Source organism: Streptomyces sp. NPDC058751 (assembly GCF_042746485.1).
Taxonomy (GTDB): domain Bacteria; phylum Actinomycetota; class Actinomycetes; order Streptomycetales; family Streptomycetaceae; genus Streptomyces.
Map to the genome: position 1 here is coordinate 29,663 of NZ_JBHYPZ010000046.1, position 15,403 is coordinate 45,065.

Sequence of the window (15,403 nt, forward strand, 5' to 3'; positions counted from 1 at the left end):
CGGTGACGCCCGCCGGGGGAGCCGGCCGGGGCACGCCCGGAGGCCCCGCCGGACGGGTCGCGGCGCAGTTCAGGGCCCTTCGGCGGGTGCCGGGCCCCTTCGGGCAGCAGCCCGCGGCTCACAGTTCCGGCCCCGGGTTCACAGTTCCGGCCCGGGCTCACGGTCCCGGCCCCCGGACGGCGCCCCCGGGTTCACAGCCCCAGCAGCCAGCGTCCGCCGCCCATCAGCGAACACAGCGACACGGCGTGGAAGAGGAACAGCCACAGCCCGGCCGGTACGTGCGTCAGCCGGGAGAGCTGGTCCGCGTCGGAGTCGCCCGCCCCGCCCCGCCTCCGCTTCGCCTGGAGTTCGAAGGCCGGGCGGACGCCGCCGAGGAGCAGGAACCACACCACGGCGTACGCGAACGCGGCCTGCACCTGGGGTCCGGCGAGCCAGGACACCAGGAGGAAGGTGCCGCCGGTGAGGATCACGGTGAGCGCGCCGTACGCGTTGCGGATCATCACCAGCATGGCTATCAGCATGGCCGTGGCCACCCACAGCAGCAGGGTGATGTGGCCGACGCCGAGCAGCGCGGCGCCGCCGAGGCCGAGCAGCGGGGGAGCGGTGTAGCCCGCCGCCGCCGTGAGGATCATGCCGAGACCGGTCGGCTTGCCGCGGCTGACCGTGAGACCGCTGGTGTCGGAGTGCAGCCGGATGCCGCTGAGGCTGCGGCCGGTGAGCAGGGCGACCAGGCCGTGGCCGCCCTCGTGCGCGATGGTGACGGCGTTGCGGGAGACCCGCCAGACGCCGTGCGGGACGGTCGCCGCGAGGGCCGCGACCATGGTGGCGATCACCACCCACAGGTCGGGGTCCGGCTGGGTGCCGAACACCTCGTCCCACAGGGAGCTGAGCGAGGCCAGCGAGGTGGATGCGGTGCTGTCCATTGTCGGCGGTGGCTCCCTTTCGCGGCGCGGAATCTGGCAGTGTTGCACGTATGTGCGGACGCTATGCAGCCAGTCGTGGACCCGAGGATCTCGCAGCAACCTTTGAGATCGAGAAATGGGACGCGGAAGAAACCCTGGCTCCCGACTACAACGTGGCCCCGACCAAGGAGGTCTACGTCGTCCTCGACCGTCCTGTGAAGGACGCGGACAGTCCGAGGCCGGTTCGCCAGCTCCGCAGGCTCAAGTGGGGGCTCGTCCCGTCCTGGGCCAAGACGCCCGAGGGCGCCGCCCGGATGATCAACGCGCGCGCCGAGACGGTGCACGAGAAGCCCTCGTACCGCCGCGCCTTCAGCACCCGGCGCTGCATCGTCCCCGCCGACGGCTACTACGAGTGGGTCACCTCCAGTGCCGAACGCGACCTGGAGGTCGAGGGCAGGAAGAAGCGGCCCCGCAAGCAGCCCTACTTCGTGACCCCGGCGGACGGCTCCGTCTTCGCGATGGCGGGCCTGTACGAGTTCTGGCGTGACCGGACGCTGCCGGACGAGCACCCGCTGGCCTGGTGGGCGACCTGCTCGGTCATCACCACCGAGGCGGAGACGGCGCCGCTCGCGGTGGCCCCCGCCGAGGGCCCGCGGGCGCTGGCCGACATCCACCCCCGGATGCCCCTGATGCTCACCCCCGACCGCTGGGACAGCTGGCTCGACCCCTCCCGCACGGACCCGGACGAGCTCCGCGACCTGCTCGCGCCGCCGCCCACCGGCCTGATGCGCGCGTACCCCGTCTCCACCGCGGTCAGCAACGTCCGCAACAACGGGGCGGAGCTGCTGGAGGAACTGGAGGGGCCCGAGGAGGGCACACTGTTCTGACGTGACGAGCATCAGCGACGTGAACGAGACCGGCGAGACCGGTGAGACCACCGAGACCAGTGAGACCCGCGAGACCGTCGAGACGGACGCCGGTACGGCCCGGATCACCTGGCACCGGGCGGCGGGCGCGCGGCTCGTCCTCGCCGCGAGCCACGGCGCGGGCGGCGGCATCGAGGCCCGGGACCTGCGGGCGCTCGCCGAGGCGCTCCCCGCCCACGGGGTGAGCGTGGCACTCGTCGAACAGCCCTGGCGGGTGGCCGGGAAGAAGGTGGCGCCCGCGCCGGGGACGCTGGACGTGGGATGGCGGGGCGTGTGGCCTGCGCTGGCGAAGCCGGGGCTGCCCGTGGTCTCCGGGGGCCGCAGCGCGGGCGCCCGGGTCGCGTGCCGGACCGCGGTGGAGCTGGGCGCCGCCGCGGTGCTCGCCCTGAGCTTCCCGCTGCACCCCCCGGGCAGGCCGGAGAAGTCCCGCGCGGCCGAGCTGCTCGGCGCCGGGGTGCCCACGCTCGTCGTCCAGGGCGGCAACGACCCGTTCGGGAAGCCGGAGGAGTTCCCGCCGGGCCCCTACGAGCTGATCGAGGTGCCCCACGGCGACCACGGCCTCGCGGTCCCGAAGCGGGCCCCGCTCGGCCAGGACGAGGCGCTGAAGATCATCACGGACGGTGTCACGGGGTGGGCCACGTCACTCGGGTGACGGCCGGGAATGCAGAGTGACGGACTTCTGTTGTGCCGAGCAGACAGCACGCAGCGTGCTGCACCGTTCGTACGAGAGGAAGTCCGCCGCATGGGTTCGACCTTCTGCCCGAGCCGCAGCAGCCGCGCTGACCTGGACTGGACGGTGCTGCACGCGGGCAAGAACGCCCCGATTCGGGCGGCGGGCGGGCATGATGTTCGTCTATCCTCCGATTCCAGTGGGACCGGTCTCGGTCTCGCTACGTCGCTGGAGGAGGTGGGTCCGGTCACTGGGACCGACGCAGGGACCGAAAACGGCCAGGCGGAGCAGCCCGAGGGCCGGGGCACGAGCGACGCGACGGCGGAGACCCCCGCCGAGCGCACCGCGCGCTTCGAGCGGGACGCGCTCGAATTCCTCGACCAGATGTACTCGGCAGCCCTGCGCATGACGCGCAACCCGGCCGACGCCGAGGACCTGGTGCAGGAGACGTACGCCAAGGCGTACGCGTCGTTCCACCAGTTCCGCGAGGGCACGAACCTCAAGGCGTGGCTGTACCGCATTCTCACCAACACCTTCATCAACTCGTACCGCAAGAAGCAGCGCGAACCCCAGCGCAGCGCGGCCGAGGAGATCGAGGACTGGCAGCTGGCGCGCGCCGAGTCGCACATGTCGACCGGCCTCCGTTCCGCCGAGTCGCAGGCGCTGGACCACCTGCCCGACTCCGACGTGAAGGAAGCGCTGCAGGCGATCCCCGAGGAATTCCGCATCGCCGTCTATCTCGCGGACGTAGAGGGCTTTGCGTACAAGGAGATCGCGGACATCATGGGGACACCCATCGGTACGGTGATGTCCCGGCTGCACCGGGGCCGTCGCCAACTGCGCGGCATGCTGGAGGACTACGCCCGTGACCGCGGGCTGGTCCCCGCCGGCGCCGGAGAGTCGAACGAAGCGAAAGGCTCGGGCTCATGAGCTGCGGAGAGCCGCACGAGACGGATTGCAGTGAGGTACTCGATCATCTCTACGAGTTCCTCGATCATGAGATGCCGGACGCGGACTGCACCAAGTTCGAGGTCCACTTCGAGGAGTGCTCCCCGTGTCTCGAGAAGTACGGCCTCGAACAGGCCGTGAAGAAGCTGGTCAAGCGGTGCTGCGGCCATGACGAGGTGCCCACCGACCTGCGGGCCAAGGTCATGGGCCGCATCGACCTGATCCGCTCGGGACAGACCGTGCCCGAGCACGACGTGACCGCGACGGCCCAGGAGTCCTGACCCCGGGCGGTCTTCCGCCGCGGGGCCACGCTCCGGCGGCCCCGGTCCTCCGGCTCGGCCCGGTCCTCCGTTTATCACCCGAACGTGCGAATCCGTGGGCCTGGAGCCCGCGGATTCGCACATACCCGTCCCCGCCCGCTTCCTCCCGGCCTAGGCTCCGAGCCTGAGACCGGGGGAGGTTCGGGGATGGGTTCGGTTCCGGCGTGGGCCCGGGCTTACGTGGCCGGTGTCGCCCTCCTGGCCCTCGCCTGCCTGGCTCCCCTGCCGCACCTCGGCGTCCCCTGGGAGATCGTCGCGCTGCTCGCCGTGCTGTACGCGGGCTGCGAGCGCGTCACCCTGCCCCTTCGGCCGCACGGAGCGGGCACGCCCGGCGACACCCCCCAGGGGATGGGCACCTTCCTCCCCGTCCTGCTGGCCGGCGCCTTCCTGCTGCCCCCGCCCGCCGCCGCCCTCGTCGCGCTGCCCGGAGCGCTGCTCGCCCGGGTCGAACAGCGCCCGCGCGGCCCGCGCCGGATCTGGCGCGCCGCCCAGCTCGCCCTCTCCGCCTGGGCGGCCTCCCGGGTGTACGGGGCGCTCGGCGGCCGGGACGCGCTCGTCACCCCCGACTTCCCCTACGCGCTCGTGCCCGCCGGAGCCGCGGTGCTCGCCTTCTGCGCCGCGCTCACCCTCCTCGACGGCGGGATCCTCGCACTGGCCGAGCGCGCTCCGGTGCGCGGCGCCTGGCACGGGCTCTTCGCGCGCTCGCTGGCGCCGGTCGCCGTGCACGGCCTCGCCGGACTGATGATGGCGGTGCTCTGGCGCAGCCCGTACGGTCCCGTCGCCGCGCTGCTCGTCCTGCTGCCGATGTACGTGTCCTGCTGGGTCTTCGCCCAGTACCACCGCGAACGCGCCGCCCACCAGGCCACCATCCGCGCCCTCGTCCAGGCCGTCGACATCAAGGACGGCTACACCCGCGGACACAGCGAGCGGGTCGGCCGGGCGTCCGTGATGATCGCCCGCGAGCTGGGCATGCACGACGAGCGCGTAGAGGTGCTCCGCTTCGCCGGCATCCTGCACGACGTCGGCAAACTCGGCGTCCCCACACGGCTGTTGCGCAAGGACGGACCGCTGACCCCCGAGGAGCGGCAGATCATCGAACTGCACCCCGAGTACGGGCACGAGATGGTCCGCGGGATCGGGTTCCTGGGCGAGGCCCGCTCGGCGATCCTGCACCACCACGAGCGGCTGGACGGAAGCGGATACCCGTACGGTCTCGCGGGGCCGCAGATCCCGGAGTTCGCCCGGGTGGTGGCCGTGGCCGACGCGTTCGACGCGATGACGTCGACCCGGTCCTACAGCAGGGCCCGCCCGGTACCGGTGGCCCTGGAGGAACTGGGGCGGTGCGCGGGGACGCAGTTCGACCCCCGGATGGTGGCGGCGCTGGCGCGGGCGCTCGACCGGCACGGCTGGCATCCCGCGGTGACCGCGGACACCGCCCCCTCCGCCGTGTCCGGCGCACCGCCGACGCGTCCGTCCGGCACCGTCGGGCGGAGCGCCCCATGAGCACCGCCGCCTCCCGGCACGAGGCCCCCGCCCGCACCGCCCGTCCCGCACCCGCCGGGAGGACCCCCGCCCTGCTCACCGCGGTGCGCGCCCTCGCCCTCCTCCTCGCGCTCCTCGCCCTCGGCACCACCTTCTGGCACGGAATGGAGGAACGCGGCACGGCGCTGGCCTTCGGCCTGCTCATAGCCGTCGGCGAGCTCGCCCGGTGGAACGGTGCCGAGGAACGCGAGTCCGCGCCCCTCGGAGCGGCCGGAGCCCTCGCGTACGCGCTGCTCGGCGAGAACGCCGGGCACAGCACCGGCCACGGCGTCCTCCAGGTCGTCGCCGTCGTCGTGGCGGCGGCGCTGATCGGCTGCGTACCGCACGTGGCGCGGGGACACGCGCCGACGCCCGACCACCTCGCCCGCCGCGTCCTGACCGTCGCCTTCGCCGCCGTCTGCTTCCAACCCCTCCACGGCCGGGGCAGGTTGCTGGAGTGGGGCGGCTCGGCCCAGGCCCTGCTGCTGGTCGCGCTGCTGGTCCTCACCACCCTGTGGGACGCCGTGCTCGCGGCGGCGACGGCCCACGCGCGGACCCGGTGGCCGTTCGGGCCGCTGCTGCGCGACGAGCTGCGGGCGACCCTCGGGATCGGTTCGGCCGTGTGCGCGACCGGGGCCGTGATGGCGCTCGCGGTCGCGGTGACCGGACTGTGGGCGCTGCCCGTCCTCTCGCTGCCGCTGCTGCTCACCCAGCTCTCCTTCCGGCGCTACGCGGCCGTGCGGGTCACCTACCGGCAGACGATCGCGTCGCTCGCCCGCGCGACCGAGATCGCCGGGTACACACCGGCCGGACACGCCCGGAGGGTGGCCGCCCTCAGCGGGGCCGTGGGCCGCGAGCTGGGCCTGTCCGAGCCGGACCTGACCGTCCTGGAGTACGCGGCGCTGATGCACGACATCGGGCAGCTCAGCCTGGTCGACCCCGTGCCGGCCGGCGCCACCTCCGTGCTCCCGGCCGCCGAGCAGCGGCGGATCGCGCTGCTCGGCGGCGCCGTCGTACGGCAGACCGGCGTGGAGGCCGAGGTCGCCGTCGTGGTGGAACGGCAGGCGGACCCGTACCGGGACCAGCCGGTCACCGCGCGCATCGTGCGGACCGTGAACGCATACGAGGAGATGGCCCGGGCAGCAGGACCCAAAGGGCCGCTGACCGCGCTGGAGAAGCTGCGGCTGGCCACCGCCCGCGACTACCAGCCGGAGGTCGTGGAGTCGCTCGCGCGGGTCCTGTCCAGGGCCGGTCTGACCCTGCCCGGGGCTGGGTAACCCATGGGTAATGAGCGGCCGTCCGAAGGTACGTGGTTGGATGCGAGGGAGAGGGTGTCAGGGGGCGCGGGCCGGCCCGGGGCTGCACTGCCTCCCAGGGACTCTTCGAAGGACCGGCAGGCGGGTAACGCGAGGAACTGGCAGGCGGGAATCGTGAGGATCTTCGGCAAGGGACGACACCGGCCCTCCGCCTCATGGCGGCAGGCCACCGACCGCGCGTTCACGCTGATCGGCGACGGCCGGTACGAGGACGCGGGGGCGCTGCTGACGCGCGCCGCGGACCTGGAGCCCTGGCTGTCCGAGTCCTGGTTCAACCTGGCCCTGCTGCACAAGTTCCGGCACGACTGGGAGCAGGCGCGGGCGGCGGGCCTGCGGGCCGTCGCCCTGCTCGACCGGGAGACCGGCGCGCCCGACTGGTGGAACGTGGGGATCGCGGCCACCGCCCTGCAGGACTGGCCGCTGGCACGGCGTGCCTGGCAGGCGTACGGGCTGAGGGTGCCCGGCGGCGCCGCCGTCTCCGGCGAGCCCGTGGGCATGGCCCTCGGCAGCGCGGCCGTCCGGCTGTCGCCGGAGGGCGAGGCCGAGGTGGTGTGGGGGCACCGGCTGGACCCGGCCCGCATCGAGGTGCTGTCGATCCCGCTGCCGTCCTCCGGACGCCGCTGGGGCGAGGTCGTCCTGCACGACGGCGTTCCGCACGGCGAGCGGACCACGGCCGCCGGGCACGCCTACCCGGTCTTCGACGAGATCGAGCTGTGGGCGCCCTCGCCGGTGCCCACCTGGGTCGTCCTCCTCGAGGCGGCCACCGAGGAGGACCGGGACGCGCTGGAACGGCTCGCCGCCGACGCGGGCTTCGCCGCGGAGGACTGGTCGTCGTCCGTACGGCTGCTGTGCCGGATGTGCTCCGAGTCGCGGATGCCGTCCGACGAGGGCGACGAGGAACACCTCGACCCGCACGACCACAGCGAGCCGGGGCACCCGGGTCCGCTCGGCCACCGCACCGACGGGCAGCTGTGGGTGCCCGAGCGGGAGTGCGGGCTCGCGGCACCGGCCTCGCTGGTGCGCGGCCTGCTGGACGGCTGGGTCGCCGACAGCCCGGACTCCCGTGACTGGCGGGATCTGGAAGAGGTGTGCTGAGCACACCTTTAGGCTGTAGTCGCAGGAAACTCCAAGGTCTGAGGAAGGCGTACGTCGTCATGGCGCAGCAGGACACCGATCAGCAGCACGTGGGCGTGCTCCCCGTGGACGACGACGGCTTCGTCATCGACACCGAGGACGCCGAGGAGCGCGAGAGCGCCTACCGCGAGCGCGGCACCTCGCGCCCGATCACGGTGGTCGGGAACCCGGTGCTGCACAAGGAGTGCGAGGACGTCACCGAGTTCGGGGACGAGCTGGACCAGCTGGTCGCCGACATGTTCGCGAGCCAGCGCACCGCCGAGGGCGTGGGCCTGGCGGCCAATCAGATCGGTGTCGACCTCAAGGTCTTCGTCTACGACTGCCAGGACGACCAGGGTGTCCGGCACGTCGGTGTGGTCTGCAACCCGAAGCTGGTCGACCTGCCCGCCGAGCGGCGCCAGCTCGACGAGAGCAACGAGGGCTGCCTGTCCGTGCCCACCGCCTACGCGCCGCTCGCCCGCCCCGACTACGCCGAGGTCACCGGGCAGGACGAGAAGGGCAACCCGGTCCGGGTGCGCGGTACGGGGTACTTCGCGCGCTGCCTCCAGCACGAGACGGACCACCTGTACGGCTACCTGTACATCGACCGCCTCTCCAAGCGCGACCGCAAGGACGCGCTGAAGCAGATGGCCGAGAACGAGCCGCGCTACCCCGTCGTGGCGAACGGCTGAGCCCCGCCCCGCGGGGCGCCCCGTGCCGCTGTGACATGAATTGACCGGCGTGACGCGCGGCCTCCAGTGAGCCCACTCGAACGGTGCCTGGACAGGTGATCCTCCTGACCAGGCACCGTTCGCATGTACGTCATATGTTCGATCTCTTGTGCTCCTTGAGCGATCCATATTCAGTCACACAAGGGGAGATTCTCGGCGCGGCCGAGTGGTTGCTGGACCAAATCCGTTCCCAGAGCGGTCAGTTGTGGTGCTGAATGGGAAGGCGGGGATACGCAACGGCGCGCGCCCGGCACAGGTGGAGGGGTGTGACGTCAACACGCGGCTGAGAGGGGTTTGTTCGTGCGCGCTTTCTCATACGGTTCTTCCCCGACAGCGCTCGCGGTACCGCCGGCGCTCTCCCTCCCGGTGGTCGAGTCCGAGTTTCCCCGTCGACTGCACCCGTATTGGCCGAGGCTCCAGGAGAACACCAGGAGCTGGCTGCTCGAAAAACGGCTGATGCCCGCGGACAAGGTCGAGGAGCACGCCGACGGCTTGTGCTACACGGACCTCATGGCGGGCTACTACACCGGCGCCCCCGACGAGGTCCTGCAGGCGATAGCGGACTACAGCGCGTGGTTCTTCGTCTGGGACGACCGGCACGACCGCGACGCCGTCCACGGCCGGGCGAACGCCTGGCGGAAGCTCAGGATCCGGCTGCACGCGGCCCTCGACGCCCCCAGGGACCATCTGCACCACCAGGATCCGCTGGTGGCGGGGCTCGCGGACAGCATGGTGCGGCTGTACTCGTTCCTCGGGGAGAACTGGAACAAACGGTTCGCGTTCCACTTCCACGCGGTGATCGACGCGTACGACCGGGAGTTCAGGAACAGGGTCTCCGGAACCGTTCCCACGGTCGCGGAATACCTGGAACTCCGCCGGCTCACCTTCGCGCACCGGATATGGACCGACCTTCTGGAGCAGAGCGCGGGCCGCGAATTACCTGCCGAAGTGCGACTGCATCCCGCATTCCGGCGGGCGGCATTGCTCAGCCAGGAATTCGCCGCCTGGTACAACGACCTCTGTTCGCTCCCCAAAGAAATAGCCGGAGACGAGGTCCACAATCTCGGAATCAGTCTCATTCACCATCAGGGGCTGACGCTCGAAGAAGCCGTCACCGAAATGAGACGGCGGATCGAGGAATGCGTGGAACAATTCCTCGCCGTCGAGAAGGGCGTCGCACGGCTCGCCGAATCACTCGCCGACGGCACGGTCCGGGGAAAAGAGACGAGCATCGCCGTCCGGGCCTGCCTCGAAAACATGCGGAACTGGTTCAGCTCCGTGTACTGGTTCCACCACGAGTCGGGCCGGTACATGGTCGACAGCTGGGACGACCGCTCCACACCCCCGTACGTCAACAATGAAGCGGCAGGTGAGAAATGACCGTCGATTCGGTACGACCCGAGGTGCCCGAGGTACGGGAGCCGTCCGTCCCGCCCCTCGCCGGCGGCGCCGTGCCCGTCCTCGGACACGGCTGGAAACTGGTCCGCGACCCCCTGGGCTTCCTCGCCCGGCTGCGCGACCACGGCGACGTCGTCCGGCTCAGGATGGGACCCAAGACGGTGTACGCCGTCACCACCCCCGCGCTCACCGGCGCGCTGGCGCTCAGCCCCGACTACGAGATCGGCGGCCCCCTGTGGGAGTCGCTCGAAGGGCTGCTGGGCAAGCGGGGTGTCGCCACGGCCAACGGGCCGATGCACCGGCGCCAGCGCCGGACCGTCCAGCCCGCGTTCCGGGCGGACATCGTCCCCGAGTACGGCCCGATCATGGAGGAGGAGTCGGACGCGTTCGCGGCGCGCTGGGAGCGCGGCGCGACGGTCGACTGCACCTCCGAGTCGTTCCGCGTCGCGGTCCGGGTCGCCGCCCGCTGTCTGCTGCGCGGACGGTTCATGGACGAGCGCGCCGAACGGCTGAGCCTCGCGCTCACCACCGTGTTCCGCGGCATGTACCGCCGCATGGTCATACCCGCGGGACCGCTCTACCGGCTTCCGCTTCCCTCGATACGCGCATTCGACCGCGCATTGGCCGATCTGCACGCGCTCGTCGACGAGATCATCGACGAGCGGCGGGCATCTGGTCAAAAGCCGAACGATTTGCTGACGGCATTGCTGGAAGCGAAGAACGACGACGGCGACCCCATAGACGAACAGGAGATCCACGACCAAGTCGTCGCGATACTGACCCCCGGCAGTGAAACCGTCGCATCCACGATCATGTGGTTGCTCCAGGTGCTGACGGAACATCCGGAACAGGCGGACAAAGTGGCCGCGGAGGTCCGGTCCGTCACAGGAGACCGGCCCGTCGGATTCGCCGACGTCCGGAAGCTGTCGCACACGAACAATGTCGTTGTCGAGGCGATGCGTTTACGCCCCGCCGTCTGGATATTGACGCGGCGAGCGGTGGCCGAAACCGAGCTCGGCGGCTATCGGATTCCGGCCGGTGCCGACATCGTCTACAGCCCGTACGCGATCCAGCGCGATCCCCGGTCGTACCGCGGGCATCTGGATTTCGATCCCGACCGCTGGCTTCCGGAACGCTCCGCGGACATCCCGAAGTACGCGATGCGCCCCTTCAGCCTCGGCAACCGCAAGTGCCCCAGCGACCACTTCTCGATGGCGCTGCTCTCCCTGGTCACCGCGACCCTGGCGTCCCGGTGGCACTTCGAGGCGGTGTCCGGGTCCAGCGACGCGACCCGTGTCGGCATCACCCTGCGCCCCCACGACCTGCGGCTGAGGGCCCGGCCCCGCAGGAGCTCCGCGGACCCCGGCCCCCCGGCCGGCGGATGACCGGACCCGGGCGCCCGTCGGCGCACGTCCGGGCCGCCTCGGGGCTCCCGGACGTGCGCCGCGGCCGTCACGCCTCCGGCACGACCACGGTGACCGACCACTTCTGGGGGCCGTCGCAGGAGAGCCGGGCCGGATCGCTCGGGCACGACGGGCGGGACGAGGTCAGGCGGACGGTTCCCGGCGAGACCGCCCGGTAGGCGGCGGACGCGTCACCCGGCCGGAGGACGACCCCGCTGTTGGTGGCCTCCAGCCCGCTTCCGTCGGTCTCCACGGGTTTCCAGGGCCTGGCGGTGGTGCCGTCCAGCAGGACCCGGATCGTCTCGCCGGGCGCCAGACAGTACGTACGGCCCGTGTCGGCGGCGCCGAGGTCCGCGTCCGGCGCCGCGCAGTCCGGGCGGGAGGGGGACGACGGGGACGGGGACACGGTGCCGCCGGGCGGGGACGTGGTGCTGCCGGGCGGGGACGGGGACACGGTGCCGCCGGTGCCCGCGTCGCCTCCGCCCTGGGTGCCGCAGCCCGCCAGCAGCAGGGCCAGGGCGGCGAGGGCGATGGTCCGGGTGTGAGTCGTTCGACGCATGGGGTGACCTCCTCGGCGGTTGGACGTCCCACCGGCGGATCGGGATCCGTCCCGGACGGGGACCGGCACGACGAGCCGGAGGCACTAGCCGGAGGCACGGCGGCGATGAGCGAAGGGAGCCGGGCCGCGCAAGGCGGCCCGGCTCCCTTCAGCCGCGGGCGGTCAGGACGACCGGACCGCTCAGAAGTCCTCGTCGAAGTCGACGGTGCCCTCCACCGCGACCTGGTAAGCGGACGGCCGGCGCTCGAAGAAGTTGGTCAGCTCCTGGACACCCTGGAGCTCCATGAAGGAGAAAGGGTTCTCCGAGCCGTACACCGGCGCGAAGCCCAGCCGCTGGAGGCGCTGGTCGGCCACGCACTCCAGGTACTGCCGCATCGAGTCCGTGTTCATGCCCGGCAGACCCTCGCCGCACAGGTCACGGCCGAACTGCAGCTCCGCCTCCACGGCCTCGCGCAGCATGGCGGTCACCTGCTCCTGGAGCAGGTCGTCGAAGAGCTCCGGCTCCTCCTTGCGGACGGTGTCGACGACCTCGAAGGCGAAGCTCATGTGCATCGTCTCGTCGCGGAACACCCAGTTGGTGCCCGTCGCCAGGCCGTGCAGCAGGCCCCGGCTGCGGAACCAGTAGACGTACGCGAAGGCTCCGTAGAAGAAGAGCCCCTCGATGCACGCGGCGAAGCAGATCAGGTTCAGCAGGAAACGGCGGCGGTCCGCCTTGCTCTCCAGCCGGTCCAGCTTCTCCACCGAGTCCATCCACTTGAAGCAGAACTGCGCCTTCTCGCGGATGGAGGGGATGTTCTCGACGGCCGCGAAGGCCGCCGCCCGGTCGTCCGGGTCGGGCAGGTAGGTGTCGAGCAGCGTCAGATAGAACTGGACGTGCACGGCCTCCTCGAAGAGCTGACGGCTCAGGTACAGCCGCGCCTCGGGGGAGTTGATGTGCTTGTACAGCGTCAGCACCAGGTTGTTCGCCACGATCGAGTCGCCCGTCGCGAAGAACGCGACCAGCCGGCCGATCATGTGCTGCTCACCGGGCGTCAGCTTCGCGAGGTCGGCGACGTCCGAGTGGAGGTCGACCTCCTCGACGGTCCAGGTGTTCTTGATGGCGTCCCGGTAGCGCTCGTAGAAGTCCGGGTAGCGCATGGGACGCAGGGTGAGTTCGAAGCCCGGGTCCAGGAGGTTTTTCTCGGTGTTCGTGTCGCTCATTACTGGCATGCCTCGCAGGACTCGGGGTTTTCCAGGGAGCAGGCGACGGCGTCGGGGTCGGCCGCCTGCTGGACGGGGATGGTGGTCTCGGGCCGCGCCTGCGCCTGGGCCGCGCGGGCGATGCGGGTCGCCGGGCGCGAACGCAGGTAGTACGTCGTCTTCAGGCCCGCCTTCCAGGCGTACGCGTACATCGAGGAGAGCTTGCCGATGGTCGGCGTCTCCAGGAACAGGTTCAGCGACTGGGCCTGGTCCAGGAACGGGGTGCGGGCGGCGGCCATGTCGATCAGACCGCGCTGCGGGATCTCCCACGCCGTGCGGTACAGGTCGCGGACGTCCTGCGGGACCCAGGTGAAGCCCTGGACCGAGCCGTTGGAGTCGCGCAGCGCCTCACGGGTCTGCGCGTCCCACACGCCGAGCTCCTTCAGCTCCGCCACCAGGTACGAGTTGACCTGGAGGAACTCGCCGGAGAGCGTCTCGCGCTTGAACAGGTTCGACACCTGCGGCTCGATGCACTCGTACACGCCCGCGATGGAGGCGATGGTGGCGGTCGGCGCGATGGCCAGCAGCAGCGAGTTGCGCATGCCGATCTCGGCGATCCGCTCCCGCAGGGCCGCCCAGCGCTCCGGCCAGTTCAGCTCGACGTCGAAGTGGTCCGGGTGCAGCACGCCACGGGCGGTACGGGTCTTCTCCCAGGCCGGGAGCGGTCCGTTGCGCTCGGCGAGGTCCGCGGAGGCCTCGTAGGAGGCGAGCATGATCCGCTCGGCGATCCGGGTGGACAGGGCGCGGGCCTCGGGCGAGTCGAAGGGGATCCGCAGCTTGAAGAAGACGTCCTGAAGACCCATCGCGCCGAGGCCGACCGGACGCCACTTGGCGTTGGAGCGGCCCGCCTGCTCGGTCGGGTAGAAGTTGATGTCCACCACGCGGTCGAGGAAGGTCACCGCGGTGCGCACGGTCTCGTCCAGCCGCTCCCAGTCGATGTCCCCGCCGGTCACGAACGCGCCGAGGTTGACCGAGCCCAGGTTGCAGACCGCCGTCTCCCCGTCGTCCGTGACCTCCAGGATCTCGGTGCACAGGTTCGAGGAGTGGACGGTGTGGCCCGGCTCCGCCGTCTGGTTGGCGGTGCGGTTGGCGGCGTCCTTGAAGGTCATCCAGCCGTTGCCGGTCTGCGCGAGGGTGCGCATCATGCGGCCGTAGAGGTCGCGGGCCGGGATGGTCTTCCTGGCGAGGCCCGCCTCCTCGGCCTTGCGGTAGGCCGCGTCGAACTCCTCGCCCCACAGGTCGACCAGTTCCGGCACGTCGGCGGGGGAGAACAGCGACCAGACGGCGTCCGCGTTCACCCGGCGCATGAACTCGTCCGGGATCCAGTGCGCGAGGTTCAGGTTGTGCGTACGCCGGGCGTCCTCACCGGTGTTGTCCCGCAGCTCCAGGAACTCCTCGATGTCGGAGTGCCAGGTCTCCAGGTAGACCGCCGCCGCGCCCTTGCGCCGGCCGCCCTGGTTCACCGCGGCGACCGAGGCGTCGAGCGTCTTCAGGAACGGGACGATGCCGTTGGAGTGCCCGTTGGTGCCCCGGATCAGCGAACCGCGCGAGCGGATGCGGGAGTACGACAGCCCGATGCCGCCCGCGTGCTTCGACAGCCGCGCCACCTGGTGGTAGCGGTCGTAGATGGAGTCCAGCTCGTCCAGCGGGGAGTCGAGGAGGTAGCAGGACGACATCTGGGGGTGCCGCGTACCGGAGTTGAAGAGCGTGGGGGAGGAGGGGAGGTAGTCGAGGCGGCTCATGAGCCGGTAGAGCGCGGCGACCTCGTCCACCGAGCGGACCGTGTCGTCCTCTGCGAGCCCGGACGCCACCCGGAGCATGAAGTGCTGGGGCGTCTCGACGACCTTGCGGGTGATCGGGTGCCGCAGCAGATAGCGGCTGTGCAGCGTGCGCAGCCCGAAGTAGCCGAAGCGGTCGTCGCCCTCGGCGTCGACCAGCGCGTCGAGGCGGGCCGTGTGCAGCCGCACGAACGCGGCCGTACGGTCGGCGATCAGGCCCTCGCGGTGGCCGACGGCGACCGACTCGGAGAAGGTGGTGACGCCCTGGGAGGCCGCCTCCGCGGCGATCGTGATCGCGAGCAGGCGCGCGGCCAGCCGCGAGTAGGCGGGGTCCTCGGAGATGAGACCCGCGGCCGCCTCGGTGGCCAGTTCGCGCAGCTCGGCCTCGTCGGCGCGGGCGGACCGGCCGCGCAGCGCCGCGGCGGCGACCCGGCCGGGGTCGGCGTCGGGGAGGTCGGCGGTGAGGTCCGTCAGGGTCCGCAGCAGCGCGGTCCCGGGACCGTCGGTCTCCACCGGGGCCTGCTGCGCGGTCACTGAAGCCGGATCGGCTGGCGCGATGGTCACGTGGGCTCTCCTCGC

General features: G+C 71.4%; 14 protein-coding genes. 10 read left to right on the plus strand and 4 right to left on the minus strand.

Annotation, left to right across the window (positions count from 1 at the left end):
- Positions 1-191: 191 nt before the first annotated feature.
- The gene (locus tag ACFW6B_RS33115; protein ID WP_386601978.1) at positions 192-923 is read right to left on the minus strand and encodes a M50 family metallopeptidase; all 732 of its coding nucleotides are present in this window, start codon (positions 921-923) and stop codon (positions 192-194) included.
- 50 nt (positions 924-973) lie between these two features.
- On the opposite strand from ACFW6B_RS33115, the gene ACFW6B_RS33120 reads away from it, so the two are divergent.
- The 10 genes from ACFW6B_RS33120 to ACFW6B_RS33165 all read left to right on the plus strand — a co-directional run bounded on the left by ACFW6B_RS33120 (position 974) and on the right by ACFW6B_RS33165 (position 11,230).
- On the plus strand, positions 974-1,789 hold the full coding sequence (locus tag ACFW6B_RS33120) for an SOS response-associated peptidase (RefSeq protein ID WP_386601980.1): 816 nt from the start codon (positions 974-976) through the stop codon (positions 1,787-1,789).
- A 10-nt stretch (positions 1,790-1,799) separates the two neighbouring features.
- A complete protein-coding gene (locus ACFW6B_RS33125) occupies positions 1,800-2,480 on the plus strand; it encodes an alpha/beta family hydrolase (RefSeq protein WP_386602081.1) in 681 nt (226 codons plus the stop codon).
- Between the two features lie 255 nt (positions 2,481-2,735).
- On the plus strand, positions 2,736-3,428 hold the full coding sequence (gene sigR / locus ACFW6B_RS33130) for an RNA polymerase sigma factor SigR (RefSeq protein WP_386601982.1): 693 nt from the start codon (positions 2,736-2,738) through the stop codon (positions 3,426-3,428).
- The gene (gene rsrA / locus ACFW6B_RS33135; protein WP_386601984.1) at positions 3,425-3,727 is read left to right on the plus strand and encodes a mycothiol system anti-sigma-R factor; all 303 of its coding nucleotides are present in this window, start codon (positions 3,425-3,427) and stop codon (positions 3,725-3,727) included. Before sigR ends, rsrA begins: the two co-directional genes overlap by 4 nt.
- 186 nt (positions 3,728-3,913) lie before the next feature.
- Positions 3,914-5,269: an HD-GYP domain-containing protein gene (locus tag ACFW6B_RS33140; protein ID WP_386601986.1), complete on the plus strand. Its 1,356-nt coding sequence runs from the start codon at positions 3,914-3,916 to the stop codon at positions 5,267-5,269.
- On the plus strand, positions 5,266-6,564 hold the full coding sequence (locus tag ACFW6B_RS33145; RefSeq protein WP_386601988.1) for an HD-GYP domain-containing protein: 1,299 nt from the start codon (positions 5,266-5,268) through the stop codon (positions 6,562-6,564). The genes ACFW6B_RS33140 and ACFW6B_RS33145 overlap by 4 nt, the downstream gene beginning before the upstream one ends.
- Positions 6,565-6,717: 153 nt before the next feature.
- Complete coding sequence (locus tag ACFW6B_RS33150) at positions 6,718-7,698, plus strand: tetratricopeptide repeat protein (RefSeq protein ID WP_386601990.1); 981 nt, start codon at positions 6,718-6,720, stop codon at positions 7,696-7,698.
- A 59-nt stretch (positions 7,699-7,757) separates the two neighbouring features.
- Positions 7,758-8,408: a peptide deformylase gene (gene def, locus ACFW6B_RS33155; RefSeq protein ID WP_386601992.1), complete on the plus strand. Its 651-nt coding sequence runs from the start codon at positions 7,758-7,760 to the stop codon at positions 8,406-8,408.
- Positions 8,409-8,747: 339 nt separating this feature from the next.
- Complete coding sequence (gene cyc1 / locus ACFW6B_RS33160) at positions 8,748-9,827, plus strand: epi-isozizaene synthase (RefSeq protein ID WP_386601994.1); 1,080 nt, start codon at positions 8,748-8,750, stop codon at positions 9,825-9,827.
- Positions 9,824-11,230: a cytochrome P450 gene (locus ACFW6B_RS33165; protein ID WP_386601996.1), complete on the plus strand. Its 1,407-nt coding sequence runs from the start codon at positions 9,824-9,826 to the stop codon at positions 11,228-11,230. The genes cyc1 and ACFW6B_RS33165 overlap by 4 nt, the downstream gene beginning before the upstream one ends.
- A 67-nt stretch (positions 11,231-11,297) precedes the next feature.
- Here ACFW6B_RS33165 and ACFW6B_RS33170 read toward each other — a convergent pair whose 3' ends face one another.
- From ACFW6B_RS33170 to ACFW6B_RS33180, 3 genes are all read right to left on the minus strand, one after another.
- Positions 11,298-11,807, minus strand: a complete 510-nt coding sequence (locus tag ACFW6B_RS33170) for a hypothetical protein (protein ID WP_386601998.1) — start codon at positions 11,805-11,807, stop codon at positions 11,298-11,300.
- A 180-nt stretch (positions 11,808-11,987) separates the two neighbouring features.
- Positions 11,988-13,007, minus strand: a complete 1,020-nt coding sequence (locus tag ACFW6B_RS33175; protein WP_386602000.1) for a ribonucleotide-diphosphate reductase subunit beta — start codon at positions 13,005-13,007, stop codon at positions 11,988-11,990.
- The gene (locus tag ACFW6B_RS33180; protein ID WP_386602002.1) at positions 13,007-15,388 is read right to left on the minus strand and encodes a ribonucleoside-diphosphate reductase subunit alpha; all 2,382 of its coding nucleotides are present in this window, start codon (positions 15,386-15,388) and stop codon (positions 13,007-13,009) included. Before ACFW6B_RS33180 ends, ACFW6B_RS33175 begins: the two co-directional genes overlap by 1 nt.
- Positions 15,389-15,403 lie beyond the last annotated feature (15 nt).